Annotated in this window: 23 protein-coding genes and 2 pseudogenes; 11 read left to right on the top strand and 14 right to left on the bottom strand. The window is 54.5% G+C overall.

What is annotated here, in order from left to right; translation table 11 throughout:
• Positions 1-128 precede the first annotated feature (128 nt).
• The 3 genes from ACR0KW_RS15810 to ACR0KW_RS15800 form a co-directional block, all read right to left on the bottom strand.
• Positions 129-509, bottom strand: coding sequence for a chorismate mutase family protein (locus ACR0KW_RS15810; RefSeq protein WP_480805859.1), 381 nt, complete (start codon positions 507-509; stop codon positions 129-131).
• On the bottom strand, positions 506-2,191 hold the full coding sequence (locus tag ACR0KW_RS15805) for a (2,3-dihydroxybenzoyl)adenylate synthase (RefSeq protein ID WP_480805858.1): 1,686 nt from the start codon (positions 2,189-2,191) through the stop codon (positions 506-508). The genes ACR0KW_RS15810 and ACR0KW_RS15805 overlap by 4 nt, the downstream gene beginning before the upstream one ends.
• A 335-nt stretch (positions 2,192-2,526) precedes the next feature.
• Complete coding sequence (locus ACR0KW_RS15800; protein ID WP_480805857.1) at positions 2,527-3,825, bottom strand: NtaA/DmoA family FMN-dependent monooxygenase; 1,299 nt, start codon at positions 3,823-3,825, stop codon at positions 2,527-2,529.
• A 94-nt stretch (positions 3,826-3,919) separates the two neighbouring features.
• Between ACR0KW_RS15800 and ACR0KW_RS15795 the strand changes: the two genes are divergently transcribed.
• The 7 genes from ACR0KW_RS15795 (at position 3,920) to ACR0KW_RS15765 (ending at position 10,532) form a co-directional block, all read left to right on the top strand.
• A complete protein-coding gene (locus ACR0KW_RS15795; protein WP_480805856.1) occupies positions 3,920-4,699 on the top strand; it encodes an ABC transporter ATP-binding protein in 780 nt (259 codons plus the stop codon).
• Positions 4,700-4,728: 29 nt separating this feature from the next.
• Positions 4,729-5,742: a FecCD family ABC transporter permease gene (locus tag ACR0KW_RS15790; protein ID WP_480805855.1), complete on the top strand. Its 1,014-nt coding sequence runs from the start codon at positions 4,729-4,731 to the stop codon at positions 5,740-5,742.
• Positions 5,739-6,791 carry a FecCD family ABC transporter permease gene (locus ACR0KW_RS15785; protein ID WP_480805854.1) on the top strand — a complete coding sequence of 351 codons (1,053 nt, stop codon included), beginning with the start codon at positions 5,739-5,741 and terminating at the stop codon, positions 6,789-6,791. Before ACR0KW_RS15790 ends, ACR0KW_RS15785 begins: the two co-directional genes overlap by 4 nt.
• Positions 6,792-6,800: 9 nt before the next feature.
• A complete protein-coding gene (locus tag ACR0KW_RS15780) occupies positions 6,801-7,763 on the top strand; it encodes an ABC transporter substrate-binding protein (protein ID WP_480805853.1) in 963 nt (320 codons plus the stop codon).
• Positions 7,764-8,231: 468 nt separating this feature from the next.
• Entirely contained in the window at positions 8,232-9,050 is an 819-nt protein-coding gene (locus tag ACR0KW_RS15775; protein WP_480805852.1) for a siderophore-interacting protein, read from the top strand.
• Positions 9,051-9,649: 599 nt separating this feature from the next.
• A complete protein-coding gene (bfr, locus tag ACR0KW_RS15770; RefSeq protein ID WP_480805851.1) occupies positions 9,650-10,135 on the top strand; it encodes a bacterioferritin in 486 nt (161 codons plus the stop codon).
• A 106-nt stretch (positions 10,136-10,241) separates the two neighbouring features.
• On the top strand, positions 10,242-10,532 hold the full coding sequence (locus ACR0KW_RS15765; protein ID WP_480805850.1) for a hypothetical protein: 291 nt from the start codon (positions 10,242-10,244) through the stop codon (positions 10,530-10,532).
• Positions 10,533-10,534: 2 nt separating this feature from the next.
• Here the strand turns inward: ACR0KW_RS15765 and tolA are convergent, their stop codons facing one another.
• The 5 genes and pseudogenes from tolA to ACR0KW_RS15740 all read right to left on the bottom strand — a co-directional run.
• On the bottom strand, positions 10,535-11,374 hold the full coding sequence (gene tolA, locus ACR0KW_RS15760) for a cell envelope integrity protein TolA (RefSeq protein ID WP_480805849.1): 840 nt from the start codon (positions 11,372-11,374) through the stop codon (positions 10,535-10,537).
• On the bottom strand, positions 11,371-11,751 hold the full coding sequence (locus ACR0KW_RS15755) for an ExbD/TolR family protein (RefSeq protein ID WP_480805848.1): 381 nt from the start codon (positions 11,749-11,751) through the stop codon (positions 11,371-11,373). The genes tolA and ACR0KW_RS15755 overlap by 4 nt, the downstream gene beginning before the upstream one ends.
• A 4-nt stretch (positions 11,752-11,755) precedes the next feature.
• The gene (locus ACR0KW_RS15750) at positions 11,756-12,127 is read right to left on the bottom strand and encodes an ExbD/TolR family protein (protein ID WP_480805847.1); all 372 of its coding nucleotides are present in this window, start codon (positions 12,125-12,127) and stop codon (positions 11,756-11,758) included.
• Between the two features lie 4 nt (positions 12,128-12,131).
• On the bottom strand, positions 12,132-13,088 hold the full coding sequence (locus ACR0KW_RS15745) for a MotA/TolQ/ExbB proton channel family protein (RefSeq protein WP_480805846.1): 957 nt from the start codon (positions 13,086-13,088) through the stop codon (positions 12,132-12,134).
• Between the two features lie 330 nt (positions 13,089-13,418).
• A pseudogene (locus ACR0KW_RS15740) lies at positions 13,419-14,486 on the bottom strand (ISNCY family transposase); the annotation flags it as partial.
• Between the two features lie 787 nt (positions 14,487-15,273).
• On the opposite strand from ACR0KW_RS15740, the gene ACR0KW_RS15735 reads away from it, so the two are divergent.
• A complete protein-coding gene (locus tag ACR0KW_RS15735; protein ID WP_480805845.1) occupies positions 15,274-15,561 on the top strand; it encodes a hypothetical protein in 288 nt (95 codons plus the stop codon).
• A gap of 33 nt (positions 15,562-15,594) precedes the next feature.
• Here ACR0KW_RS15735 and mobI read toward each other — a convergent pair whose 3' ends face one another.
• The 3 genes from mobI to ACR0KW_RS15720 all read right to left on the bottom strand — a co-directional run bounded on the left by mobI (position 15,595) and on the right by ACR0KW_RS15720 (position 18,968).
• Positions 15,595-16,113, bottom strand: coding sequence for a conjugative transfer protein MobI(A/C) (gene mobI, locus ACR0KW_RS15730; protein WP_480805844.1), 519 nt, complete (start codon positions 16,111-16,113; stop codon positions 15,595-15,597).
• Between the two features lie 2,066 nt (positions 16,114-18,179).
• The gene (locus ACR0KW_RS15725) at positions 18,180-18,401 is read right to left on the bottom strand and encodes a hypothetical protein (protein WP_480805843.1); all 222 of its coding nucleotides are present in this window, start codon (positions 18,399-18,401) and stop codon (positions 18,180-18,182) included.
• Positions 18,402-18,764: 363 nt separating this feature from the next.
• A complete protein-coding gene (locus tag ACR0KW_RS15720; RefSeq protein WP_480805842.1) occupies positions 18,765-18,968 on the bottom strand; it encodes a helix-turn-helix domain-containing protein in 204 nt (67 codons plus the stop codon).
• Between the two features lie 78 nt (positions 18,969-19,046).
• Between ACR0KW_RS15720 and ACR0KW_RS15715 the strand changes: the two genes are divergently transcribed.
• Positions 19,047-19,778 (top strand): division plane positioning ATPase MipZ, encoded by a 732-nt coding sequence (locus tag ACR0KW_RS15715; protein WP_480805841.1) that lies wholly within the window; start codon positions 19,047-19,049, stop codon positions 19,776-19,778.
• Positions 19,779-20,421: 643 nt separating this feature from the next.
• Positions 20,422-20,727, top strand: coding sequence for a YciI family protein (locus tag ACR0KW_RS15710; protein ID WP_480805840.1), 306 nt, complete (start codon positions 20,422-20,424; stop codon positions 20,725-20,727).
• A gap of 150 nt (positions 20,728-20,877) precedes the next feature.
• On the opposite strand, the gene ACR0KW_RS15705 is transcribed toward ACR0KW_RS15710, so the two are convergent.
• Both ACR0KW_RS15705 and ACR0KW_RS15700 read right to left on the bottom strand, forming a co-directional pair.
• Positions 20,878-21,258: a DUF5615 family PIN-like protein gene (locus ACR0KW_RS15705; protein WP_480805839.1), complete on the bottom strand. Its 381-nt coding sequence runs from the start codon at positions 21,256-21,258 to the stop codon at positions 20,878-20,880.
• A gap of 11 nt (positions 21,259-21,269) precedes the next feature.
• A complete protein-coding gene (locus tag ACR0KW_RS15700) occupies positions 21,270-21,863 on the bottom strand; it encodes a DUF433 domain-containing protein (protein ID WP_480805838.1) in 594 nt (197 codons plus the stop codon).
• Between the two features lie 374 nt (positions 21,864-22,237).
• Here ACR0KW_RS15700 and ACR0KW_RS15695 point away from each other — a divergent pair, with 374 nt between their 5' ends.
• Positions 22,238-24,172 (top strand): hypothetical protein, encoded by a 1,935-nt coding sequence (locus ACR0KW_RS15695; RefSeq protein WP_480805837.1) that lies wholly within the window; start codon positions 22,238-22,240, stop codon positions 24,170-24,172.
• Between the two features lie 50 nt (positions 24,173-24,222).
• Here the strand turns inward: ACR0KW_RS15695 and ACR0KW_RS15690 are convergent.
• Positions 24,223-24,330: pseudogene (locus ACR0KW_RS15690) on the bottom strand (helix-turn-helix domain-containing protein); the annotation flags it as partial.
• Positions 24,331-24,391 lie beyond the last annotated feature (61 nt).

The following is a 24,391-nucleotide window of genomic DNA, read 5'->3' as shown; positions in this document are numbered from 1 at the left end:
TCGGACCATGGGTCACGCGAATGACGTTCTGAAAGTGCTGGCATAGGCTGGCGTACTGCGTGGGCGCATACCTGATGCGCCATCACCTGGTTTCTTTGAGCGACCCTCAAGTGGGGTACGAACAAGCTTTAACGCGATCGATTATTACGGTTTGGCCAATGCGCGATTTGCTGGCGGATGAACCATTCGCTGATTTGGGCGAATACCGGGGTAATGAAATCCGGGCTTAGTCCGAGTGCGCCGGCCCAACCGCTTCGGTCGTCGAGCATTTCTCTTACTCGGTCAGGAGCAGGAATGGCTTGCAGGTCAGGCTTGAAATCCGCCGCAGCTTTGACATAATCCAGCCTTTTGCTCAGCAGCCCGATAATCTGCGCATCAATGGTGTCGATCGCATGACGTACGTCCTCAAGACTGTTGACCTGTTCAGGTTCTGGTGTGGCAGAATCCAGCGGTGCGTTGGCGGCCCGATGCGCCGCAGGATGTAGGTTGTTCGAACTGTCTTGGATCATCCTGCCATCTCCTCGAGCCTAGATACGTCAGGTTCTCCGAAATGTTGGGCTTTGAGCCTGTCACGCAAGCTGCGCTTGTTCACTTTTCCCACGCCGGTTTGCGGAAAAGCATCCACGAAAATGAACTCGTCTGGGATTTTGAAGCCCGCAATTCCGGCTTTCCCCAGTTCGCGCCGCAGTTCATGGCCCTTCAGGACGCGCCCCGGTGATGCGATGACAAAGGCACACAGACGTTCGCCGACACGCGGATCGGGGCGGCCCACAACCGCAGCGTCCACCACGCCGGGATGCCCGGCCAGCAGGTCCTCAATCTCGTCCACGCCGATCATTTCTCCACCGCGATTGACTTGATCCTTTTTCCGGCCTTCAACCGAAATGTACCCGTCTGCATCACGCGCAACGATGTCGCCGGTGCAATAGAACCCATCCGCCGAGAACGTACGGGCATTGTGTTCCGGCATGTTGTAGTAACCACGGATCGTATACGGCCCACGAGTCTGAAGCTCGCCTGTCTGACCGGGTTCAGCCTCGGTCCCGTCCTCACATGCCACACGCACCTCGTCCCATTCGGACATCTGAATGCCCTGTGTCGCGTGAATGCGCTCTATGTCGTCGTCCAGCGCGGTGTAGCAGATCAGCCCTTCGGCCATGCCCAGCACCTGTTGTAGTTTGCATCCCAGTCTTGGGGCCACCTGGCGCGCGTTGGAGGGATTGAGCTTTGCACCCCCAACCTGCAGCACTCTGAGCGAATAAAGTGGTCCGCGGGAAAAAGCAGCCTCTACCCACATGATCGCCAGAGGCGGGACAAGCGATGTGATATTGACCCGGTGCTTGTCGATCAAAGTAAAGCACGTTTCGGCCCCTGGATCGGGAGCCATTATTGCCGTTCCTCCAACTGACAACGTGCCCATCACACCAGGGCAGGCGAGTGGAAAGTTATGCGCAATTGGCAGCGCGCACAGATATCGGGTATCCGGAGTCATACCGCTTGCTTTGGCGGAGCAACGGATGTTGTAGAGATACTCCATATGTCTTCGAGGGATCAGTTTCGGAACCCCGGTCGTGCCGCCGGAAATCTGAAAACATGCCACGTCCTCGGCATCTGGCATTGGCCAGGGGCCGGTTGATGCAACGGGTGAGATATCGCTGGTTCTCAGGTTGTCGAGACTGATTTGCTCTCGGGCATCGCCCAGTACAATGATGTGCTGGATCGACGGTGTAGCAGCTTTCACTCGTTCGGCCATCGCTACCATGTCGTCTCCGCCCGAACGGTCTGGCACGATGCAGGCGCGCGCCTGAACAAATTCAGCAAACTGGCCAATCTCGCGGTCTCGATGTGCAGGCAGAGCCAGCACCGGGACGACCCCCAAACGAAAGAGCGCAAACATCAATTCGACAAAGGCAATCGAGTTTGGCAATTGCAGAACAACCCGATCACCACATTGAAACCCTAGGTTTTCTAGCGCGCGGGCCAGGATCAGGCTGCGTTCATAGAGCGCCCGATAGCTGTAAGTGAGGTTTCCCTCAATCAGGGCCGTCTTGGGTCCGAACCGGTCACTGCTGTCCACCAGAAAGTCGAAAAAAGTTTCGTCACGCCAAACGCCCTTTTCCCTGTAAAGTTGTGCAACATCATCAGGCCAGAAGGGGCAAAGCGATTGCCAGTCAAGTGCAGAAACAGTCATGTCAGCGTCCCAGAGAGTGTCGGGTCCGGTGGGAAAGCCTTAACGACTTGTGCCTGCGGAGTTTGGTGATTTAGCTTAGCGAGGTATAGACCTTTAAGGTGTACTCAACGCCCGATGGCACTGTAATGATGTGCAGGTAAGCGGTTCATTAGTCCTTGAATTTGGAAAGTTCACTTCACACATGCCAGCAGTTGAAAAGTAAAGGCGACTCTTTTAGTTGGGTATTTTCTGAAGCACCTTAGGCGTTTTGTAAAGACCTATATGCGTGTACTTTGCTTATCCGCACTTTTGGCAGTTTGATGACTGAGGTAAGCTCCCGACAATAAAGAAACTTCTCAATATTCTTCGAGGTGCCCAAGGAATGTGGCCTTGGTGTAGTCTGAGCGGAACAGACTGCGATCAACCAGAGCGGGAATAACCCCCTCTAAAGCCAGGTGCATGGATCGGACCGATCCACCCGGAACGCAGATGAATCCATCAATGGCACCAGCCTGTGCCCACTGCGCGACCTCATCAGCAGCATCCTGCACTGTGCCAACAACCTGCCAATGCCCTGACCCCATGACTTCCGGGTACCTGAGCAGGTCCTTAGGTGTTGGTGACTCGCGCCGGATAATGCGCTGCAACAGCTCTGCATGGGTGCGGCTGGGGGTCTGAACGGGCAACTTTGGCAGGTCGGCGGCGGCAATCGTGCGGTCTTCTGGCCAGTCCGCAAGGTCCAACCCGATCATCGCCTTGATCCGTGTAATAGCGCGGTTTCGGTCTGCCCGCGCATGTGTGGCTTGGAACAAGTCTTCCGCTTCGGCTTTGCTGTCGGCCAGATACAGGCTGAGGCCGGGCAACAGGCGCACCTTATCCGCCGCACGGCCTTGGCGTTCGGCGCGCGCACGCAAAGACGTGCGGAGAGTGCGCGCAGCATCCCGGTCAGGTGTCGAGGCAAAGACCGCATCCGCAATGGCTGCCGCGAAATCCTGACCCACTTCAGACGCCCCCGCCTGAACCAGCGGTATCCTATCGCCCGGCAAGGCAGGTACGTTCAGTGGTCCCTGAACCTGAAACTGCAGGCCTTCATGAGCAATCGGTTTAACGCGCGAGGCATCCGCAAAACGACCCGTCTTGCGGTCGTTCAGGATCACGTCGCCGGGATAGCTGTCCCATAGGGCACGCACGATCTCGACGAATTCTGCGGCACGTGCATAGCGTTCTTCCGCAGAAGGCATCGCGTCGAGGCCAAAATTCTCGTGCCCTCCTAGGGCTGTCACCACATTCCAGCCCGCGCGCCCATGGCTTATCCGGTTCAGCGTTTGCAACTGGCGGGCAACCACATAGGGCGGCGGGAAGGTGGTTGAAACTGTCGTCAGCAATCCGATCCGCTGCGTTTCGTGGGCAATGGCGGCCATCATCATGGTGGGGTCCATGCTGGAAAATCCCGGGCCGGTCTCCAACACTTGCGGATCAAGGTACAAGGTGTCGGGCAGAAAGACGAAATCCATCTTTGCGACTTCAGCCCGCTTTGCGATATCGGCAGCAAAGCCGGGTTCGTAGTAGTGCTCGATCCCGCTATCAGGTCGGTGCCAAGCCTCTCCGCTCAGCCATGTGGGTGCCAGTGACATTCCGATATGCAGCTTACCCATATCGTCTAACCTCTGATTTTTATGCCAGCTTTATAATTGCCGACTCTTTTACTATGGAATAAGAGGAGCGCAAGCTAAGAACGAGGACCCTGCAGTGTTGGAACTGTGCGACGTTTCCATAGCCTATGGCAAACACTTGATCGTGCGCGACGTGTCGCATCGGTTCGCCGAGGGGCGATTCACGGCGCTTGTGGGTCCGAACGGATGCGGAAAATCCACGTTGCTGCGTGGACTCATGGGGCTGTTGCCCATGCAACAGGGCAGGGTTCTGCTGGATGGGCGGCCGGTGCACGAGATGAGGCGGCGCAGGCTGGCCCGCCAAATCGCGTATCTGCCGCAGGACAATCACTGTCCTGACTACATGACCCTGGGCGAAATGCTGGAATTGTCGGCCTTTTCACGCAGCCGCGTGATGCGGGGTCCCAGCGCTTCGGACCGGCGTCTGTTTCGCGATGCGCTTGAAACAGTTGGTCTGCTGGATATGGCGCACCAACCGCTGAACACTCTGTCCGGAGGACAGCGCCAGCGCGCCTGGATTGCCATGGTTCTGGCGCAGGATGCTGATCTGATCCTGATGGATGAGCCGGTCAATCATCTGGATGTCTCCTACCAATATTCAGTTCTTGACTTGGTGGCCCGGCTAACCCGTCAGAAAGGCAAGACGGTGATCTGTGTCTTGCACGACCTGAACCTGACCGCCAGTTTCGCGGACGAAGTGGTTCTGATGCGCGACGGCCAGCTTGCGGCCGCAGGACCCGTGCGCGACACTATCACAACCGAAAATGTCATGCACACATTTGGCATGGATGCCGAGGTTTTCGATCGCAACGGCCGACTGATTTGCCTGCCGCAAATGGTGGAACTGTCGGCATGACCTTCGATGTCGTTCGATCAAGGCGGCACATGGGCTTGATACTGGGAGGGGCTGGCCTGATTCTGGCGTTGGGACTCAACCTGTGTTTGGGTACGCGCCTGATTTCTCCGAACCAGTTGATTGGGTCTCTGCTTCAATTCGATGCCGATCAGCTGGATCATTTTCTGGTGTGGTATCAGAGGCTTCCTCGGGCGCTGATTGCAATGTATACCGGGGCGATGATGGCCTGTGCGGGCGTCGTGCTGCAATCCCTGATGCGCAACCCGCTGGCCTCCCCGGCAACGCTGGGGATCAACGCGGGCGCAACCCTGCTGGTTGTGTTGGGGGCAGCGATCTGGCCGCAACTGATGAGCTCCGGATCTCTGGTGGCACATGGATTGACCGCACTGGCGGGCGGTGTCTTGGGCGCCGTTCTGGCGCTGACAGTGGCGCGTCTTGCCGGGCTGGCGCAGGATCCGCGCGGGTTTTCCCTGATCTTGGCCGGAGCGCTTGTTTCCATGTTGCTCAGCGGTGTAACGCAGGCCATCCTGTTGTCCGACCCGCAGCGCCGCAGCGACCTGTTGGGCTGGGCCTCGGGCAATATCAATCACGTCTATGCGGATCGGTTGGCTGCCTTCTGGTGGATTGGGGTAATCTGCTGTGGCGTTTTGTTTACCTTGGCGCGCCAACTCAACCTGATCCTTCTGGGGGCAGACAAGGCCAGCACCACCGGGGTCAATGTCCCGTTGGTGTCACGGGGTGCAATGTTGGCTTCGGTGTTCGCGGCCTCATCCGCCGTTGCGGTTTGCGGACCGGTGGGGTTCATCGGTCTGGTGGTTCCGCATATTGCACGCCCTGTGCTTGGTGCCGCGGTGGGACCGCTGCTGCTGGGCTCGGCGTTGATTGGGGCAAGCCTGTGCCTGTTGGCTGATCTGGCAGCACGTCTGGCGTTCCAGCCCTACACCCTGCATACCGGCGTTGTTATGGATCTGCTCGGTGGTTTGTTCTTTATCGCCATCATCAGACACCAATATCTGAACGGACGGGCAGGGCAGTTGACATGAGACTGACCCGCGCGCTTGATACCCGTCCGGTTCTGCGGTTTGGCAACGGTCTGGACCTGCGGTTGGGCAATCTGGCCGCTGGCATGGGTCTGTCGCTGGCGATACTGACCACGGCTTTGTGGTCGCTGACCTCGGGCGACACGCCGATCGGACTTGCCGAACTGATGCAGCGAGAGTTGAGCGAGGACCAGCGCTTTGCCCTGATCTATGTCCGCCTGCCACGCCTGCTGCTGGGGGCGCTTGCCGGTTGGTGTTTGGCCATATCGGGCGCGATGCTGCAATCGCTGACTCAGAACCCGTTGGCCGACCCTGGTCTGCTGGGGTTGAGCCAGGGCACGATGATCACAATCATGCTCTTGCTGTTGTTTCTGCCATCGGCACCGCCGGCCCTGATCCCGCTGGCGGGACTGGTCGGAGGATTAGTCTTTCTGCTGATCCTCAGTTCGCTGTTGCGCGGCAACGTGGGCGACGGTCTGGCCATCCTGTTGATGGGGATTGCACTGGACACTGTATTGACCTCAATAACCGGGTTGTTGGTTCTTTACACGCCGACCGAGATTTCCGTGGCCGTGTCTACTTGGTTGGCCGGGTCTCTGTACCTGTCAAGCTGGCCGCAGATCGTTGGCCTTGCCCCTTGGGCTGCACTGAGCCTTCCAATTGTTCTGTTCGCCGCACCGCTGATGCGCCCGCTTGATCTGGGGGATGAGCGCGCCATTGCCCTTGGGGTGAATCCCGCAACGGTCAAACCGGTCCTGTTGCTGGCGGCCGTCTTGCTGACCGCAATGGCCGTGTCGGCGGTTGGGCCGATTGTGTTTCTGGGCGTCATGGCCCCGCATCTGGCACAGTTTCTTTCGGCTGCGACAGGCCGCGCCCGGCTGGTCCTGTCCGGGTTGATGGGCAGTTGGCTGGTGTTACTGGCCGACCTGATCATCCGGACCGGTGCAGCCCAAACCACGATCCCGCTGGGGCTTGCTCTGACGTTGCTGGGCGTGCCGCTTTTCATCATCACTCTGCGTCTTCGGATGCTGCGAACCCTGTTACAAACCTGAGAAGACAAAATGCCATTTACCCGAACTCTGATCTTTTGCTTGACCTTCGGCAGTGCGGCGCCGGCCTTGGCAGGGTCCGTCACAGACGACAGTGGCCGAACTGTGAACATCCCTGACGACCCTCGGCGGATCGTCGTATTGCATGAGCCGATGCTGGGTATCCCGTTGATGGAACTTGGGGTTGAGATCATCGGTGCTTATGGGCGCGGAGATGATGGTGAGCTGCTCAGCGCCGTCGATTTTACCCACGCTACATTGGGCGATCAGGCTCAGCCCACACCACCGCAGGGGATTGGCCCCTTCGGCAATATCAACATGGAGCGCTTGCGGGCTCTGGAGCCGGATCTGATCATCGGCACCGAATATGACGCGGGGCAGGCCGATCTGTTGTCGGCCATCGCCCCGGTTTATCTGCAGAACACCGGTACGGGCCGTGTACAGGGGTTTGAGGTTGCGGCGGATCTTGCGCATCTCTTGCAACGCGATAAGGCATTTGATGCGCTTAAGGCACCCTATGATGCGCAAATCGAGGACCTGCAAAGTGCCATGGCCGACACATTACCCGGCAACACCTTTCTTGCCGTGATCGTGCATGACCAGATCAATCTGGTGGGCGACACCTCGGGCATGGTGCAGGCCCTCAAAGATCTGGGGTTGGTGCGCGAGGATATTAAGGGCAGCATTTCCAACGCACCGGGATCGAACTTTGCAGCCCCGATCAGTGCTGAGTTATTCATGGAACTCGATCCCGCCTTGCTGGTCCTGATGAACAGCTACATGGATACTGCACAGGGTGAATCTGCTGTCCGTGCCCGGCTGGATCGCATCGCGCCGGGTTGGGACAAATTCATGAAACCCGCGCAAGAGGGACGTATCCTCTATCTTGATCCGGCGCAGGTCACCAGCCCGACAATCGCCAGCGCGAAACATACTCTGACCGCAGTCGAAGAATGGCTTGGTGCAAGAGAATGAAGGGTACAGTTCTTCATTCGGTTGACTTGTGCTGATCTCGGTTCTACCGATGCGTTATCCGGGTACACCTTGTGCCCGACAGCCAGAGTCGGACCAGAAGCCATGAGGTCCGGGCAGCCATCAAAAACAACTTAACCGGCTTCACGCTTTGCGATGAAAGCACCTTATTGGATGCGCCGTCGTCGACTGAGTATTCCGGTTCAGATATTGAGGTCTCAGATGCTGCACCGACCAGACTATCCGCTGAAAACCCAGACATTCGTACCCGGGCTTGAGTTTGCGGCAATACGTAGCCTCATGCTGGGCGACGCCGAGAGATGGGACCTGCCTGTGCAGCGGGATGACAGTCAAGGTCTCGTTGTGCAGCTGGCATATGGCTACTGCAGTTTTGAGCCCCATTCGTCGGGGACACGTGCCGCTCTGCACGCCACGCGCCCGGAGAACCTTCATGTTATTCGGGAACGACTATTGGCCCGCCTGACCGAGCTTGTCCCGGAGCAAGTCAGTCAGCTGCGGTGGACCGGAGAGGATCAATCCGAGCGAGTGAAAGCAGGTGATTACCCCCCTAACTTTCACTTTGCGACAGCATTGGAAGTGTCTGTACCGTCGGAAAATTTTCTACGCGTTCGGGCTGGGATTTCTGACTTGTCGGGTTTTACAGACGAGTCCATTCACTTCCGTCTTTTATTGCAACCGGATGGTACAGAAGCGCCAGAGTGGCCTGTATTGGCTGAAAACGGATCAACACGCTGGCCAAAGGGCGACAAGGCCCTGCACAAGCCTGTATACACGGTAAGGCACCTTGATCGATCGTCTGGTATTATCGACTTTGACGTGTTTATCCATGAAGGCGGACAGGTGACCGATTGGGCGCGTCAATTGCAGCCGAACACGCGCTTTGCCGTGCTTGGCCCGTTAGGTGGAGGTGTGTTGAACGAGGAAAAGGTTCTATTGTGTGGCGATGAAACTGCATTTCCGGCAATCGCTCGGATTTTGGAAAGTTTACCGAATAACGCGCGAGGGCAGGTTCTGATGCTGTCAGACCCGTTCGAGACCGAAACTTACCCAGTTACTGTGCCGCCTGGCATCCGGCTCACACGTCTTTCCAGGGGCGAACAGAATCTGGCAGCAAGCGCTTTGGATACGCACGCAAAACACCCCGATCATTTCTTTTGGTACGCCGGTGAAAAAGCCGATGTTGCGCGGGTACGTGCAGCCTTTAAAGAGCGAAACGGCGACCCCAAAGCATCCTACATTCAAGCCTACTGGTCGGAAAACTCCATCTGAAGGGGATTGGGTAGCCGCGTTGGCTTTTTGGAACGTGGGTGGAGCTTGACTTCTCGCGTCCCGGATGACGGGCAACAAAATGCGTACCTGCTGGCTTTCAAAACCCGTCTCCGCCACGACTGACTGAACGCCTTATGGTTTAATCCAAGGATAACGATCCAACCTAACCAACTGTTGGAGGACTGCTTTCACTGAATTCAAGCCGTATTCTTCGCTTGGAACCTTGACCCCAAACGAATTTGCGGCCCGATGAACCGAAACACGGAAAGTCGCATGATGGCTGTCGGAGTTAATTCCAAAGTTTTGGAGTTCGCCCGTGCCTCTGGACCACTTAGGTGAAACTTATCACGAACGTGACGATGTTGTGTGCGTTACAAATCAGGGCTTCGAACTTTTCCTTGTTTTGTCTCACTCCGGTATAGGAGTTGAGTTTACCGAAAGCCGTCGAAATAAATCAAACCAGAATCGTCGGGATTTCGGGTATTTAGCTGAGTTCAAAAGGTATTTCGCAAATTTTTGAGCTATTCTAAAAAATGTTATTATTCGATCCCGAAAGTCCTTTTCCAAGCAACAAGTAGCATTAGCCAGGGAGATTAGTGATGAAGGGTGACAAAAAAGTAATCGAATATCTGAACAAAGCACTTCGGCATGAATTGACGGCCGTAAGCCAGTATTGGTTGCATTACCGCCTTCAGGACGATTGGGGCCTGGGAAGCATGGCCAAGAAAAGCCGTGAGGAATCCATTGAAGAAATGGAGCATGCCGACAAATTGATTCAGCGGATCATTCTTTTGGAAGGCCATCCAAACCTGCAGAAACTGGATCCGCTGAAGATCGGTGAAAACCCGCGTGAAACGCTGGAATGCGATCTGGCTGCTGAGCAAAGCGCGCGCGCCCTCTACAAAGAAGCCAGAGATGTTTGCAAGGACGCTGGCGATTATGTTTCCATGGGTTTGTTTGAAGAGCTGATGTCAGACGAAGAATGTCATATTGATTTTCTTGAGACACAGTTGGATCTGTTTGACCGTGTCGGGCCTGAGCTGTTTGCCCAACTCAATGCAACGAAGATGGAAGACGCAGACTGACCTGTCAGGCCAGCGCTTGGCGACTTTTGCGTAATAGCGCTGAGCTAACCCGTTTAGGTCAGGACAGCGATTCTAATGCTGGCAAGCACAGTCGAGGGGCATACTGTTGGGAACGTTACTGGATGAAAAATCACAGATGGATATTCTAAACCATCTTGCGGATCATCACCCGGCTTCGATCCTGCTGTCAGCTTCGTTCGGCAATGAAATAAATGGCGCTTTGGCAAAAACCCTGTCTTTGCTGAAAGAGAGAGGTTGGATTGACTATAGTATCCACCTCTACAGACACGGCCCATCTCCGCTTCCGCATTCCATTGTCATCACAGAAAAAGGTTTGAGTTTTCTAAAGGAAAATGCGCGTCCAAAGGGGAGTGTCACAGAAAACACTGGAGACTGAGCTTAGCTTCGAGGCATAAGGCGGATCAAAACTGAAAAGCGGAAGCTGTTGCCTTGCAGTTCTTTTGGCGCTTTGGGAAACCGCTTTGATCGGGCTACAGCGCTGAGGGCGGCCTGGTCCAGGGTTGGGTCGCCTGACGATTTGGCAAGCTGGTGGGACACCAACCGGCCGTCACGCGCTATGGTCAGACGGATCGTTACATTGCCACTGGCTTTGGTCCCGCGCGGATAGCGTTTGTTGCGTTCAATCCGGGCTCGGATTTTCGCGCCCCACACGGCTTGTAGTTCAGCCGCCTGTCCCGGTGAGCCCGTGTTCACCTCGGATGATCCCGAGCCAGCTTGTGTGCCTCCACCCGATCCGGCCGAGACCTGCTTGGCGACCCCGGCTGAGGTCACCTTGGCCTTGCGCCCCTCCTGTTCCGGTTTTTTCTGGGGTCGCTGCTTCGGTTTGACCTCTGGTTTCGCCTTTACTTCAGGTTCCGGTTTGGGTGGTGGCGGAGGCGTCGTGTCAATCTGTACCTCGTCTTCCAAGGGGGGCGCGGCCATCGCCACCTTCACCTGAGCCCGAGGCGCCTGATCAATCTGCAAAGACGGCATAGAGGTGGTCGCGGATGGTGACTTTGGTGCTGTCATTTCTGTCGGCGCAGCGGTCCGAACGACGGTCGGCTGTTCCCAGGACTGGACCATTTCGGCGACAGTTGGCGCTGCGGCTTTCAACGACACCAAGGCGTCGCCGCCGCTGCCCCCGGCCGTAATCCCGGATCGAGGCTGGCTGGCAAACACCGCCAGATGCAGCGCTATTGCAAGCGCAACGAACACGAAGGTTTCAAGCCATCGTTTCATTGCGGCGCCACCACCAGTTCGACTTTGCTAAGACCGGCTTTTGCAAGGTCACTCAGCAACCCGGCCACAGCTTTGGCTTCCAATTCGCCATCGGCGCGCATTTGAATGACGCTGTCTGTCTCGCTGATCGCCAGATCGGTCAACGCATCTTCACCTTCGGCCCCCTCAAAAGACGTGCGTCCGGTTTTGTCCACATAGAGCATCCGTTCAGCCTCGGGTTCCATATCGGATGTCGAACGCGGTGGAGTAACCTCGAACGGTTCGGGTTTCGCCAGGTTCGAGGTCATCAGGAAGAAGATCAGCAGCAGAAAAACGACGTTGATCATCGGCACGATGGATTCTGCGCGCGGTCTGCGAGGTGGCTCCGAGAAATCCATGGCGTCACTCCACCAGAACAACCGAAGTGTATCCGGCGTCACGCAAGATTTCGGTGACAGTAACGATGTGTTGCAGTGTCGCCCCGTCCTTCCCACGCAGGATCAACGTGTCCGTTGGTTCTTGCATGAGCGGAGCCAAGGCTGTGGGCAGATCGTTGACTTCGACGCCGTTCAACAAGGTACTCTCGGGCAACACGTCGATCAGCCGGGGCGGGCCGGAATAATCTCCACCCGCCGCGGCCAAAGGCAAGGACAGGGTTGCCTCGGTTCCGAACCGGGACGCCAGCATGAAGAACACCAGCAACAGAAACACCACGTCGATCATCGGTGTCAGGCTGGGCTTGCGCCGAGGTTTGAGGGGCGGGGCGAACTGCATCGGATCACTCTGCTGCCAGTTTCACTTCTTCAGGTTTGACCGATATGAACAGACGCGTGGCGCCATCTTCGACATCACGGCGAATGCGGTCGATGACCGCTTCGAACCAGGTCAGCGCGGCCGAGGCCGGGATTGCCACGGCCATACCCGCAGCGGTTGTCAGTAGAGCCTCCCAGATGCCTCCAGCCAGCAGGGCCGGATCGGCGCGGTTGCCCGATTGTTGCAGCGCCTGAAAGGCGGCGATCATGCCCAGCACAGTGCCCAGCAAGCCCAACAAGGGTGCAATCGTCGCGATCAGTTCCAACGCCCGCAGCCCAACGCCGGCGTTGGCGATCTCACGTTTCGCGACGCGCGACACTTCTTCGCGGGCCCGGTCTTCGGGAAACTTGGCGAGGGCCATTATCGCTGTCTCGATAACCTTTGATCGCACACCCATACGGCCTCTTACGGTGGCAAGGGAGGCTTCTGTGTTGCCTGCTTCGAACAGATCGACGGCCAGCCCGGCCTTGCCGCGGGACCATGCGCCAATCAGCGCAAGCCGCCAGATTTTCCAGAGTATCAGGGCAAGTGTTACGACGGACAGAGCTGCAATAACCCAGATCGACGGCCCTCCATTGCGCAGAAACTCGGTTGCCTGAGTTGAAGTGTCACTCGCGATGTCCAGTAAGCCCTGTTCTGCGGACGCGGGAAATGTCGTCTCGACAGGCGGATTTTCGGCTTCTGGCAGGTTTGGCTCAACCGGCTCAACAGGTACATCCACTGGCGCGGCCTCTGGTTGCTGAGGTGCGCCCGGTGTAGTGCTGATCACTGAAACGTCTGGCGCGGGCAACGGTGTTACTTCCTGCGCGCTCAGACTTATCGGCGTGGTCGTCAGCAGGGCAATCAGGGTCAGCTCTAGCATCAGAACACGACTGTACGATCTGCGTGTTTGAAGGGCTGGACATTCGATGTGGCGCGTCATTGCATACCTTCTTCGCCGGGGCCTACCGGAAACGGGCTCTGTGCGACGTAGATCGTCAGCGCATCAACGAAACCGATAAAAGTCCGCAACTGATAAGCGGGGGACTTGCAGGCTGTCATGGTTGAGTGGCTGGGTTGCGGCTGCATGCTCTCGGCAGCTGCAATCTGGCGTGGGCCACACGGCCCCTTTATGTGTTGGCGTAAATTTCAAAGTGTGAATTGTCAATACGGAGGGTTCTGTCGCAAACTTCTCCCGTACCTGTCAGATCGAACGCATTTCTGGTAACGCGCACTAGAACATGACAGGAGCAGGCCGTGACGATCTCATTTAGGTGTCCACGTATTTACCAACCAGGCCGCGCGTGACATCGGTCTCTTCCAGCATGATACGCTTGCGATCATAGGAAAATGTAAGCTGATGGCCCACGTAGCGGTTCTCGCGCCAACATAGAACATCAGCCAGCCGATCCGGTTCAACATTCAGCGCGCGGTGCAGATTGTCCTGCTTGGCAGGCACCTTTGCAAACTTTGCGTTATAGCGATCCTTGAAGTCTTGCAGAAAGGCGTTCCCGGCCGCCATGTCTGAGATTCCGGCCAGCCTCAGCTCTTTGACGAGCCGATCCTGAAGCGTGCGGTTGGCGCGCTCAACTCGGCCTTTAGCCTGGGAACTGTTCGCGCACAGGATCTCGATGTTCAACTCGTTCAATGCACGACCGAACTGGGTCATGCCAGCACCGCCTTTGGCATCTTCCTTGGCGACACGGAACACCGTGTGTTTGTCGCTGTAAAACGCCACCGGGCGGCCGTGCGTGTGCAGATAGCTCTCAAGCGCTTCGAAGTAGCTGAAGGTGCTCTCGGATGGAACAAAGCGCAGTTCCATCAACGTGCTGGTGGCATCGTCGATAAAGACGAGCAGGGTGCATGGATCGCCTCGATCCTCGAACCATCGGTGATCGGAGCCGTCGATCTGGATCAGTTCGCCATAACATTCCCGCCGCAGTCGTGGCTGATGGAAGGTTCGGCGCTGCTTGCGCGACAGCCAGAGTCCATCTTCGACCATCCATTTGCGCAAAGTCTCACGCGAAACCTTGAAGCCGTGATGCTCGGCCAACTTCTCTGCGGCCAATGTCGGCCCGAAATCGGAATAGCTCTCTTTGACCAACGCCAAGGCATAATCGCGCTTCGATTTGTGAATCTGATTGTTCGGAGGTTTGCCGCGCGCCTTGTGCCGTATCGCCGCCACGCCATCCAGGCGATATCGCTTCAGCAGCCGGAACACCTGGCGCCGCGTCAGATCCAGCAGGTTCGCCGCATTATCAACGGTCAAGCGGCCATCATCGACCTGTGCCAATACTTCCACACGATTCAACTCGCGCTCGCTCATCATCACCCAACCCATGCCCGATCTTCCTCGCTTTGTTATACGAGGAGAGTGACATTCCTGAATTGCTCATGGGTGACATTTTAGCTTTGCGGCTACTGTCGTGTCCCGTGTAATCCGTTTTATGTTAATTATAATTGAGGCTTGCCGTTATATCAGCGAACCTCATTGCCATAGGCATCACCGGCGACACCACACCACGCACATTGATGAACAGACGCGCCCCCGGCGAAACGAACTTTCCATTTATGCCCGAGAAGTCGGCAAAAAACGCGTCTCACTTTGTGCACCCTGTTCCTGTTCCAATCTGCGATGGCCGTCGGCTTCTGGCTGAAGAACTCCCGATCTGCCGGCTTCGGATTGCTTGAGATTTGTGGGGTGGCACATCACACTCAATACCCCCTCTAAAATCCGGTTGGGAAAACCAGTACGTGCTAAAATAAACATGCCACCCGCAGTCTCAGCGTGACACCTTCGGGTATTGGAGTCCACAGCTTTCATGGAAACGTATCGTTTACAGTAGTAACGCCAGCCTGAGTGTCTCTGACAAACACGACCACCGTGTCTGACTTTACTGTCCCGTCAGCCGGAATACCTAATGCCTCAATTCAAGCCAGAAACCTGATTTTTGAAGCATGTTTTCAAACATCCGCAAAACTGAACGTAAATCCCGGACGATATTGAGACAACTCACGCGTTCGGGCCGCGCATACCTCATTGTCTGCCGCTCAACTTTCGGGACTTTTGATTTCTGGTCGTTTTGCTCATACATTCAAAAAGGAACGTGTTGGTTGAGCGAGATACAATGGACGCTGATACTAAACCTCAAACTGATGAACGGCAGGCCGAGATTGCGCATCTCAATGCCAAGTTGTCTACGTTGGTTGCCGAAGTATCCAGGCTCCGAGCGGAGCTATCCAAGTCTGACCCTGAACCGGGTGACATTGACAGGATGTTGCGGGCTCAGGTTGCGAAAACGATCGCAGAAACGGATCGGATTATCGGCATGAACCAATGGTATCCGTTCCTCGCAGGTTGCGGGATTGCACTGGCCCTATTGGTATTGGGCGCCTTTGTCAGCACACAATTCTGAATGCGTCAGAGCCATCGGGCTAGTGATCGATTTTCAATAGAAACCGGATGCAGTTGTAGACTGGGAAGGTTTCGACCAATGCGACACACCTGCCTCATCGAGGATTGCCTGGGCCTGCTTGAACGTCGCGCGCCAGAATGAAACACGCTGACGAATGGCAGCTGCTCGATCCTCGATCTCTATAAGCTTGTATCGCAGTTCTTCGTCGAACTCACGGAAGATACGCTTTGGGTAGCGACCATTCTTCCGCCCCCCGACCTCTTTAGAGAACCTTCGGGTGCTGCCGTCCATCAAAGTTGTTTTTTTCTTGTTGTAGGTTACCCAGACGATCTTTGGTCCAACCTTACGGGTCTCACGCTTGACTGTGAGGGTACAAGGCGGCTGCCGATACCATCTTGCGTCACCTTCCCTGATGAGTTGATGGCATTCATCTTTGAGGGCATGAGCGACATCAAACAACTCGTGGCCGATGAGGTCTTCGTTGGCCAGGATGGCCTTGGCCGCTGCGATATGTCCCTGAAATTTAAACAAAGCACTATCTTGGTACTGCATTCGATCCCATCTTGTTGGTCGCAACTTAGTGTCGAGAACATAAAATTGCGACAAGTGGTTCATACGTTGACCGACTGAACCTATGCAGTTGTGCCTTCGGTTACCAGACCCTTTGGGAGGAAGTTTCACGCAACAAACCCACCACGCGCTCTGCAAAGGTGTACTGACGCAGAGCAAGGCAATAAACGCTGCTTAAGCACCCTTAATCTTTGACGCAAAAATCTGATCTTTTCTTTGGTTTGTTGGCAGCCGCATGAAAGGATGAAACGCGAACTAACGCGGCATCTATCGGGCCTTCTCACCCGTGCGGCGACACACACTTGATGATTTTTTGTTACTGTAGCCACTCCCAACCCAATGATGATCTCGCCGCCAGATAGACCATCGAACGCAACATCAAATCCACAACCTTTGGTTGTTCCATGGTTTGAAAAACAAGGCCAAAATCAGACTAGGTCTAGGCAAAATAACTCCACAATTCTCTCCGCAACAATAATCGCTGACGCGGCCCCCCCCCGCGACTGGTGCAGCCCTCACGGCGCCAGAGCCATGCCCCGCCTTCCAACTTCATTCGGCCTCGGAGCTAATAAACCTCACTTTGGGTCAGATCGGCACGGTTGTGCGCTGGCGTCGACCGCGCAAACGCGTGACGGTCCGGAAGACAGGACACCTGAAAGCCCGAAATCCACCCGTCAATTGCCTGGCTCTGAAATGATCTGGCATTGATAGGGTCCAAACAACGTCACACAGCGCCTTATCTCGCCACTGAGAGGGCGAAAGCGTCTTTTTGGTGGGGCGGGTAGCCGGCGGAGACTTAGAGGCCCTCAGCAGCGCTAAAAATCGCCCCTCGCAGTTTTCATCGAAAATCGTGGCTCATTGCCGAACAATCCCTGAATAACCCACTCAAACACACGACACCAACGTTGTTTCCTGATGTACATTCGACGCATGCAAAGCGTCATGCACCATTTTTGCACACCCCAAAACGTCACATCATGTTGTGATTTTAGGGGGGTACAAAACGTCAAGCGGATTTTTGTGAGGGGTCAAAACGCCATGCAGATCAAACCCGCCTCAATCTCAGGGCCTTTGACGTTGAAAAATTGTTGCCACCGAGCACTTCAGAAACCCGCACGCGCGGTCGTCGCCACCTTCCAAAGACCTCAAGATACATCGCCAGAGCCACGGAGAGCGCCGCTGAGTGGCTTTGCGGGAATTTTGCACCCTACCCCCCTGCCAACATACCATTTCAGCGCCTCAGGAGCGCCCTACGCTCCCGCCATCACCTTCTGGACTCTCGGAAGCTGCTGGTGCCATCGGCTCGCTTTCAAAACAGCCGGGTGCCAAATCCCATTGGGGCCACAGTTCGCACCCCTAGATCCCGCATGATGCTGGGATTTCAGGGGGGGGAGCCTATAACCCTTTCGGACTGGTTCCCGACCCCCTTCAACCCTTGGAACGCGCGCGCATCCTTCCCGATCAATGACCTCTAAGTCTTTCCGAAAGGCTCATTGCACGTTTTGCACCAAGCAAATCGAATAAACCGTCCAGAACTGGTTGTCTTCTGGTCGGAAACTGGTCGTGAAGGTGCCGAGCTCTACGTCTGAGAAGCGTAAAACCGAAGCAAAATGACTGTATTTTTGAAACACCTACTAGCTTGGCGACGGTCCTTTTGGTCGGGTGTCACGAGTGTGTTCAGTCACTCTGGGGAAAAGTTCGCAACGGCGAACTCAACTGATCTGAAGCGATGTTAAATCAACAAACGAACCACACGCATAGGTAGATTATTTTCGTGGAAAAATCTGCAAATCTCAGCACAGTTTGATCACCGGATTCTGTAGTTTCGAAAGGACTCAAAACACACAGTGCAACTCAAACACCTGAGCAACGACCGCCGTATCAGCGCCTGACTTTTGCAGCCCCGAACTGATGCTTGGCTGAGATTATGTATTGCCAATCTTCGACGGCATGTTGTTTTCAGTGGAACCATGAGAACGTGCTTTTTGCTCGACGGCAGACGTTCGAAGCAAGGCCCCAAACGGCATGTCTCAGCAACAACCAAACAATCAGAGAAAGAGTTTGACGACCGTCGCCGAGACGCCAATCAGGCCCGCTGCGAGCAGCATCGGCACCAGGACATCCGGCACCAGGCGAATACTTCCAGGAAGGTAGGAACCCCGCACAGCCAGCCTGGATGTCTCCGCTCTCAGCTTCGCAACCTCGGTCTCCAGCGTCGACGTCAACGCCGTTAGCCTCGCGATTTCAGCATGTGTTTGTTCGTCGCTCATTCTGAATTCCGCATCTGTCAAATCAGGTGCCCCGATCTAAAGTTCGCCCTGAAGCCTAGATCAAACACCCAGGTAAATCAATTTAGTCGGAGTTGAGCGCGGTGGCAGTTGAACCAAAAGTACGCTCCACCGGCTCCAAACTGTATACGCAAAATACTTCCGCTTTTTGTTGCTCTACCCCCGTGGTTTCAGTGGGGAACGCAAACCCTACCGGTGATACCGCCCTCTCAAGCAACGCGAAGATGCGCGCCCGCGAGAAGTGCCGGCAACGTCTTTCTGTTCTCAGGAAACCAGAAATAACATCCGCTTGAAACTCGAGCAGAGACCTCCAAGCGTTTTGCAATGCGTGTCTTCATCCGGCTGCTAATCGGGTCGCACCAGATCGACATGGCTCACGCCAAGCGCTTGCGCCAGCTCGTAGAGCGTAATCACGGTCGGATTGCGCTTCCCCCGCTCCAGCCCACTCAGATATTGCTGACTGAAACCAGAGCGCTCCTCCACCTGCTCCTGCGTCAGGCCTTTTTCCCGACGTAGGCGTGCAAAGTTATTTCCAACCAATTTGCGCATATCCATGCACGGGAAGATTGAGAATTACATACTTTAATGTTATCAACTATAATATGTTTTTTTGCACGCGGAGACCGCATGAAGACCATCACACTGTTTGGCAAAAAGGGCGGTTCAGGACGAACGATCACAACGATGGCATTAGCTTCAGGCTTCCTCGCTCAGGGTAAACGAGTTGCTGTGATGGAATGCACCTATCTAGCGAACAGCTTGGAACACCCCTACCCTTTGCGAAAATGGATGGTGCAAATGGTCACCCAGGGACTTGGCACACCCCGACTTGAATTGATTGTGTGCACGAGCGGACAAGAGGTTGAAGACGCGGTAGCTTCCACCAGAACACGAGGGATCGACATCCTTTTGATCGACACATCTGCCGTTACCCAGGAACCCCAGTTTACCGCGCTTGGCCTCGCTGATCTGATCATCGCACCTGCAATCAGTCGAATTGAGGCAACGGGCTCGGTTGAAGGACTCGACAAGTATTTGGATACGTCTGACCATGCTCTTGGCTTGATCAATGGTTGTCGCCTTGGCGCATCTGAAGCATCGGAAATCCGTCGGGCGTTTAAGAATTACTCAGTAATGCAAACTGAGCTACCCTGCTCCGAGGTATTGTCGGAACAGATCGTTCACGGCGATATCGGGTTGTTCGTCTCGTCGCTCTGCAGCGAACCGGAATTTCCTGGCTATGCCCGGTTTCGCGCAGCGCAAAACGTCTGGTCAGCCGTCCAACGGCTGTGTTTTGAGGTGGAGTGGGCGCTGAACGGAAAACGCTTGGAGGGGGTTACCAGTGAAGAAGACCCATAGGTGTGTCATAGCGAAAGAGCACCGAAGAAACTGATCACGGTCTTCCGGTGGGCTGAAACCGCCATCCAATTCGACAACGGCCATCCTGTCAGGAAACGATCGTCAGAGCCGCCAGCCCCAACTTTTCCAGCAGATAACCCGTTGCCCTTGGAAAAACACTAGGTGGACGCAAATGCTCGGGATGCTTTCCGTTTGGTTGTCGAGCATGCGCCAGCAAACAACATAGGAATGGTCGACATATTGTTACTGGCAGACGCGCGTGGCTAACCTCCGACATCATTCTTGACAGAATTGACATAAGGCTTTCCATTACCCATCTTGTCCGGTGAGGCGTAGTGCGAAAGTTTTACCCTCTTTCCGAGGCTCGCGCATTATTGCGCGGGCCTTCGTGTTCAATAGCTGAGGCGACCGTTTTCCGACGCAAGAAACTTGCGGTCTACCATAGTCACTTAAGAAGTGAACAAGAACTATGCCAGTTTCACGGTGGTGAGAAACACCCTGATCGTTGTCATGGGTTTCTAAATCCATGGACCGACCACCAGAGTATCCAGCGCAGCCTGTGCGAAGCGAAGTTGCTAATCACTGCCAGAGGTGCAACTAAGCGCCTTTGTAATTCATTTGAAATCCAACAAAAGAAGAGCCAATGCCCCTCATTCCCGCTGAGCAAAACGTCTTCATAGTAGATGTCCATTACATCGTATCGCTTGACGAAATCGAACCTGCGCTTGACGCTCACGTTGACTTTCTGGAGCAGAATTTTGCCTCTGGGTGTTTTATTGCGTCAGGTCCAAAAATCCCGCGCACCGGAGGCGTAATCATTGCAACAGCCGCGACGCGGGATGAACTTGAAGATATTTTGGAGGCCGACCCGTTCAAAAAGCAAGGGATGGCGACTTACACCGTGACAGAGTTTAGAGCGTCAATGCGAGCTAAACTGCTCACTTCGTAGCAGGTTCTTTCTAAAACCCCACAAGGCTTTTCAGCCCTGCGATATTGAAGGTCTCCGGGCGCGTAAGCCTTGTTCCCGCTGCGCACTGTGGTGACATTTCTGCTTTGCAAAACCAGCGACATCTCTATTTGGTTGCAACATTGGGCTGGTTTACGCTTCCGGCAGATCGTAGATCACAATCTGCTCCTGCTCATCGATTTCGAGCACTCGATTCACCATGACATCATCTGGATCTCCCATGCCCTCGAGGTGAGCCACGGCAGTGCGAATGAGTTGCTTTGCTGTATGCCGATCGACACAGGGCAAGATGATCATGCCTGGATGAATATCCGCGCGGGCCGCTAAAGCGCGAAAGTCACGCGCGTTTTCTGTAACGATCACAAGATTTTCTTCAATGCACCTCTCAAGAACTCGATGATCGGGATCACCGAGGCCGCCCATGTTTCGAGGATGGACAATGTAGTGCCCATCCTCTTCCATCAATTCATTTGCAGTTCGTGGCGACAGGCACTCATCAATAAAGATCTTCAAGTCCTAAAGCCTCAAGCGTTACGCCATGGCTTACCAGACTCGGGTCTTCCACGTGGAGGATGTGTTCTCGCATAGATTTCTGCCGCTTCGAATGCTTCGCGAGGGATTTTAGGATAATCCTCTACCAACTCATCGAGTGTTTCGCCACCTGACACGCGACCGAGGACCGACCTGCAGGTGATCCTGGTTCCGGCGATGACAGGCTCGCCACCCAACACTTCTGGATCTGACGAAAGATGCTCCTCTCTCGCGCGAAGATAGCGAAGAGCTTTAATCCACTCTGTGCCTGCAACATCATTGAGTGTCAAAGAAAGTCCAGCTGAGAGATGCACAACTCCGAGATCCTCGTCATGAGTGTGTTTTAGGAACCTCCAAATACGCTTCTTTGCAGATGTTTCCATTCGAACTCCACGAATTCTCATCAATGTAGCAGCATACGCCACTGTATGAATTGGGACATGTGCAGCTTCATTGCGACGAAGAGAGAGCCTCATCTTTCTCTTCGGAACAATACCTTCTTCTACGCTCTTCTCGATACGACGAGCTGAGACTCCCGCTAAGAGCGCGGCCTCATTGACTGTGAGAGACTCGTAAGCAGTTGCCATTAATTCTTCCCCTTTAGGGGAAAGATAGTAATCGATTTACATCAAGTCAAACTGAACGAGGAGCGACCTCTCTTCAAAAAACTAAGACTCGCGAGCTTGAAACCTTGTTATCAAGTCGAGTCTTTTTCGTCTAAGACTCTAAGGTCGCCCTCGTTTTGCGATGGCTCTGTTGCAAACTTTTGACTGTTGAGGGGTCTGCTCCGGTAGGGGGCAGGATAGTACGCTAAGCAAATGAAAACGGTTTGCAGTTTGGTGACACAGCCATGTATGTGCTTTGGCCATCTGGCTGCTGAGATGCGCCACGTGTGTCGGATTGAGAAAACTCGGCTAAAAGTTGCACCTCAACAAAATTTTGCCGTTTTCGCGGACGATGTTTGAACCGAAAAGACTTATTTCTTAAAGGCTTGTGTTCAATGTCATCACGTTTAGCTCTGATAATTTTGGCAGTTTTAGGTGTCCTGGCGACACTTACCGTAATTGCTCCAGAGCTTGGAATTATACCGCTCATAACCGTAATCGGTTTCCCCTTGGCGTATGCCTATTGGGCACTGCCTGGAATATTTTTGTGTGCTCTATTGGTGGCGATCTTTAACGGCCTTCTGCCATTCAAAAGCTGGATATCGCTTCCCATTGCAGCGCTTGCAACTTATGCCATTCTCTTTTTAGGGGCATCTGCAATCAACACAAGCATCCAAGACGATGTGGACGAACTGACAAGCGGTGATATCAACAGCGTTACGTTACCACTGAGTACGAACGTGATCGCCTACCAAAGCAATGAGAAGGGTTGTAGAGCATTTTGTGTAAATGCTCTGTTATCCGGGACAGCTGACAGGTTCCTTGTTCAGCCTTGGAACGCCGAGACCCGTGTACTTGACCTGAACTCTGACACCACATCATTTCAGCTCGAACGACAGACCCAATGCCCTGCTCTCAGACTCACAGGTTCGAGGGGAAATCGACAGCTGGATCTGTATCCGGACGTGCTCAGCAAGGGTGACGCAGTTTCCGTTACCGAATTGCTCGCCCTTGCAATTGCAAGAGGTTACTGTCTGACAGAAAAGCCAGCAAAGCTGCGAGAGGCAGACTTGATCATTACTCGCGGGCCTATTCGACGAGGCCATCCGATCAGGGATTTGGGTTTCAGCCTTGAAAAGAATGTAATCTCCGCAGCGCGTCTGAGCGTCTATCAGCTGAGCCCTGGTTCCGACGGATATGAAGAAATTTTCCGCGAAACTTCGGGTGAATACGCTTTGGTAGGTAGGCCGCTATTTTCCGGCCCAAACTTCGGTTACGGGCTTGACGTAGGAGTGGGGTGGATCCGGCAGGAACGTTATTTCAATCGGCGAAAGTATTCCAGAGCGGATAGCTGGCCCGATTTTCTGACGAAAACGCTCGGTCTCGATTTTACAAAACAGTCTATGGTAGTGGCACCGCAAGGCAATGTGGAAGCCGTTTTGCCGGACACTGACCTGCAAATCGTAGATCCGTTCGAAGAAAACCGACGGTTTTTACACGAGATTCTGGAGAGCTCGGTCGAGTCCGGCAACTTGCCAACCGAAGCGCAATGGTCCGCGTTTACCGCCTATTGGGAGCGCTTGAACTTTACGCACTCAAACAGTGACATTGCCGTACAACCAGTTGGGAAAGATATTGAAATCGGCATTGAATTCTTGGCAAATCCTGATCTTCCGGCACCTCCGCGTCTGTCCAGCTTTGTATCCTATTTGAAGCAAAAAAACCTCGTATCCGACGAAGATCTGGCCGCGATGTTTCTATCTCGCCTGAAACAAGCAGAACCTTGGCCGGAAATGGACAAATGGCGACGCGACGGCATTTGGGGCGCAAGTTTCGAACTCGACAAATTACCTGAAAGAACTCTCCTCGGTTACTTCGATGACATGTTGCGCGCGGCGGAAAACCCGCTGGCCTACAATGAACATGCCCCCTTTCTTTCCAAGTTTTACTTGTTCGGCACAGATGGAATTCCACCGCTTCTGGACATGCTGGGGGTCGGTCTGAGGACATCCAACCATTATATGTACTATATGGGCAGTATGGGGCTGTGTCGTCTGGGGCCGTCGGATGACCCGTTTAGAGAGGAGTTGATCACACATATCAACACCTCTGAAGTTGGCTGGGTCAATACATTCAACTCTCGAATGGTTCAGGTACTGCTGAACGCGGGGGTGACTTCAAAAGCTTTGTGGCCGTCTCTGGACAAACAGACTTTCAAAAATCTGGAACAAGAAGAGCTGGCTCAAAAGTTTGATAGAGTTGCTTCGTCAAATAAATCGTTTTGTGACTGAACTTGCGAGAGGCGGAAATCCAGTAAGCTGGCTTCTTAGTTCAATAAGTATCAAGCTCGACGCCTGTTCAAAGTTCTGTAGACGGCTGGCCGTGATACGGAAAACACCTCGGCCAGATCGCTGATGGAATAATCTCCGGTGGCGTGCATGCGGCAGAGTTCATGCTGTGTGGAGCGTCACTGATTACTGACTCTCTGTGCGAAGTTTCCCGAATCTTAA

It is taken from the genome of Ruegeria sp. CG11 (genome assembly GCF_056537245.1).
Note: the sequence above shows the minus strand (reverse complement) of the source record. Positions and strands in the feature narration are given on the sequence as shown.

Bases quoted from the DNA above. Each gene is read 5' to 3' on its own strand.
- ACR0KW_RS15720 (WP_480805842.1), bottom strand. From the start codon at position 18,968: ATGCGCAAATTGGTTGGAAATAACTTTGCACGCCTACGTCGGGAAAAA.
- tolA (WP_480805849.1), bottom strand. From the start codon at position 11,374: ATGAAACGATGGCTTGAAACCTTCGTGTTCGTTGCGCTTGCAATAGCG.
- ACR0KW_RS15710 (WP_480805840.1), top strand. From the start codon at position 20,422: ATGCCCCTCATTCCCGCTGAGCAAAACGTCTTCATAGTAGATGTCCAT.
- ACR0KW_RS15805 (WP_480805858.1), bottom strand. From the start codon at position 2,191: ATGACTGTTTCTGCACTTGACTGGCAATCGCTTTGCCCCTTCTGGCCT.
- mobI (WP_480805844.1), bottom strand. From the start codon at position 16,113: ATGCAGTACCAAGATAGTGCTTTGTTTAAATTTCAGGGACATATCGCA.
- ACR0KW_RS15780 (WP_480805853.1), top strand. From the start codon at position 6,801: ATGCCATTTACCCGAACTCTGATCTTTTGCTTGACCTTCGGCAGTGCG.
- ACR0KW_RS15700 (WP_480805838.1), bottom strand. From the start codon at position 21,863: ATGGCAACTGCTTACGAGTCTCTCACAGTCAATGAGGCCGCGCTCTTA.
- ACR0KW_RS15715 (WP_480805841.1), top strand. From the start codon at position 19,047: ATGAAGACCATCACACTGTTTGGCAAAAAGGGCGGTTCAGGACGAACG.
- ACR0KW_RS15750 (WP_480805847.1), bottom strand. From the start codon at position 12,127: ATGCAGTTCGCCCCGCCCCTCAAACCTCGGCGCAAGCCCAGCCTGACA.
- ACR0KW_RS15800 (WP_480805857.1), bottom strand. From the start codon at position 3,825: ATGGGTAAGCTGCATATCGGAATGTCACTGGCACCCACATGGCTGAGC.
- ACR0KW_RS15810 (WP_480805859.1), bottom strand. From the start codon at position 509: ATGATCCAAGACAGTTCGAACAACCTACATCCTGCGGCGCATCGGGCC.
- ACR0KW_RS15745 (WP_480805846.1), bottom strand. From the start codon at position 13,088: ATGACGCGCCACATCGAATGTCCAGCCCTTCAAACACGCAGATCGTAC.
- ACR0KW_RS15735 (WP_480805845.1), top strand. From the start codon at position 15,274: ATGGACGCTGATACTAAACCTCAAACTGATGAACGGCAGGCCGAGATT.
- ACR0KW_RS15785 (WP_480805854.1), top strand. From the start codon at position 5,739: ATGAGACTGACCCGCGCGCTTGATACCCGTCCGGTTCTGCGGTTTGGC.
- bfr (WP_480805851.1), top strand. From the start codon at position 9,650: ATGAAGGGTGACAAAAAAGTAATCGAATATCTGAACAAAGCACTTCGG.
- ACR0KW_RS15790 (WP_480805855.1), top strand. From the start codon at position 4,729: ATGGGCTTGATACTGGGAGGGGCTGGCCTGATTCTGGCGTTGGGACTC.
- ACR0KW_RS15755 (WP_480805848.1), bottom strand. From the start codon at position 11,751: ATGGATTTCTCGGAGCCACCTCGCAGACCGCGCGCAGAATCCATCGTG.
- ACR0KW_RS15725 (WP_480805843.1), bottom strand. From the start codon at position 18,401: ATGAGCGACGAACAAACACATGCTGAAATCGCGAGGCTAACGGCGTTG.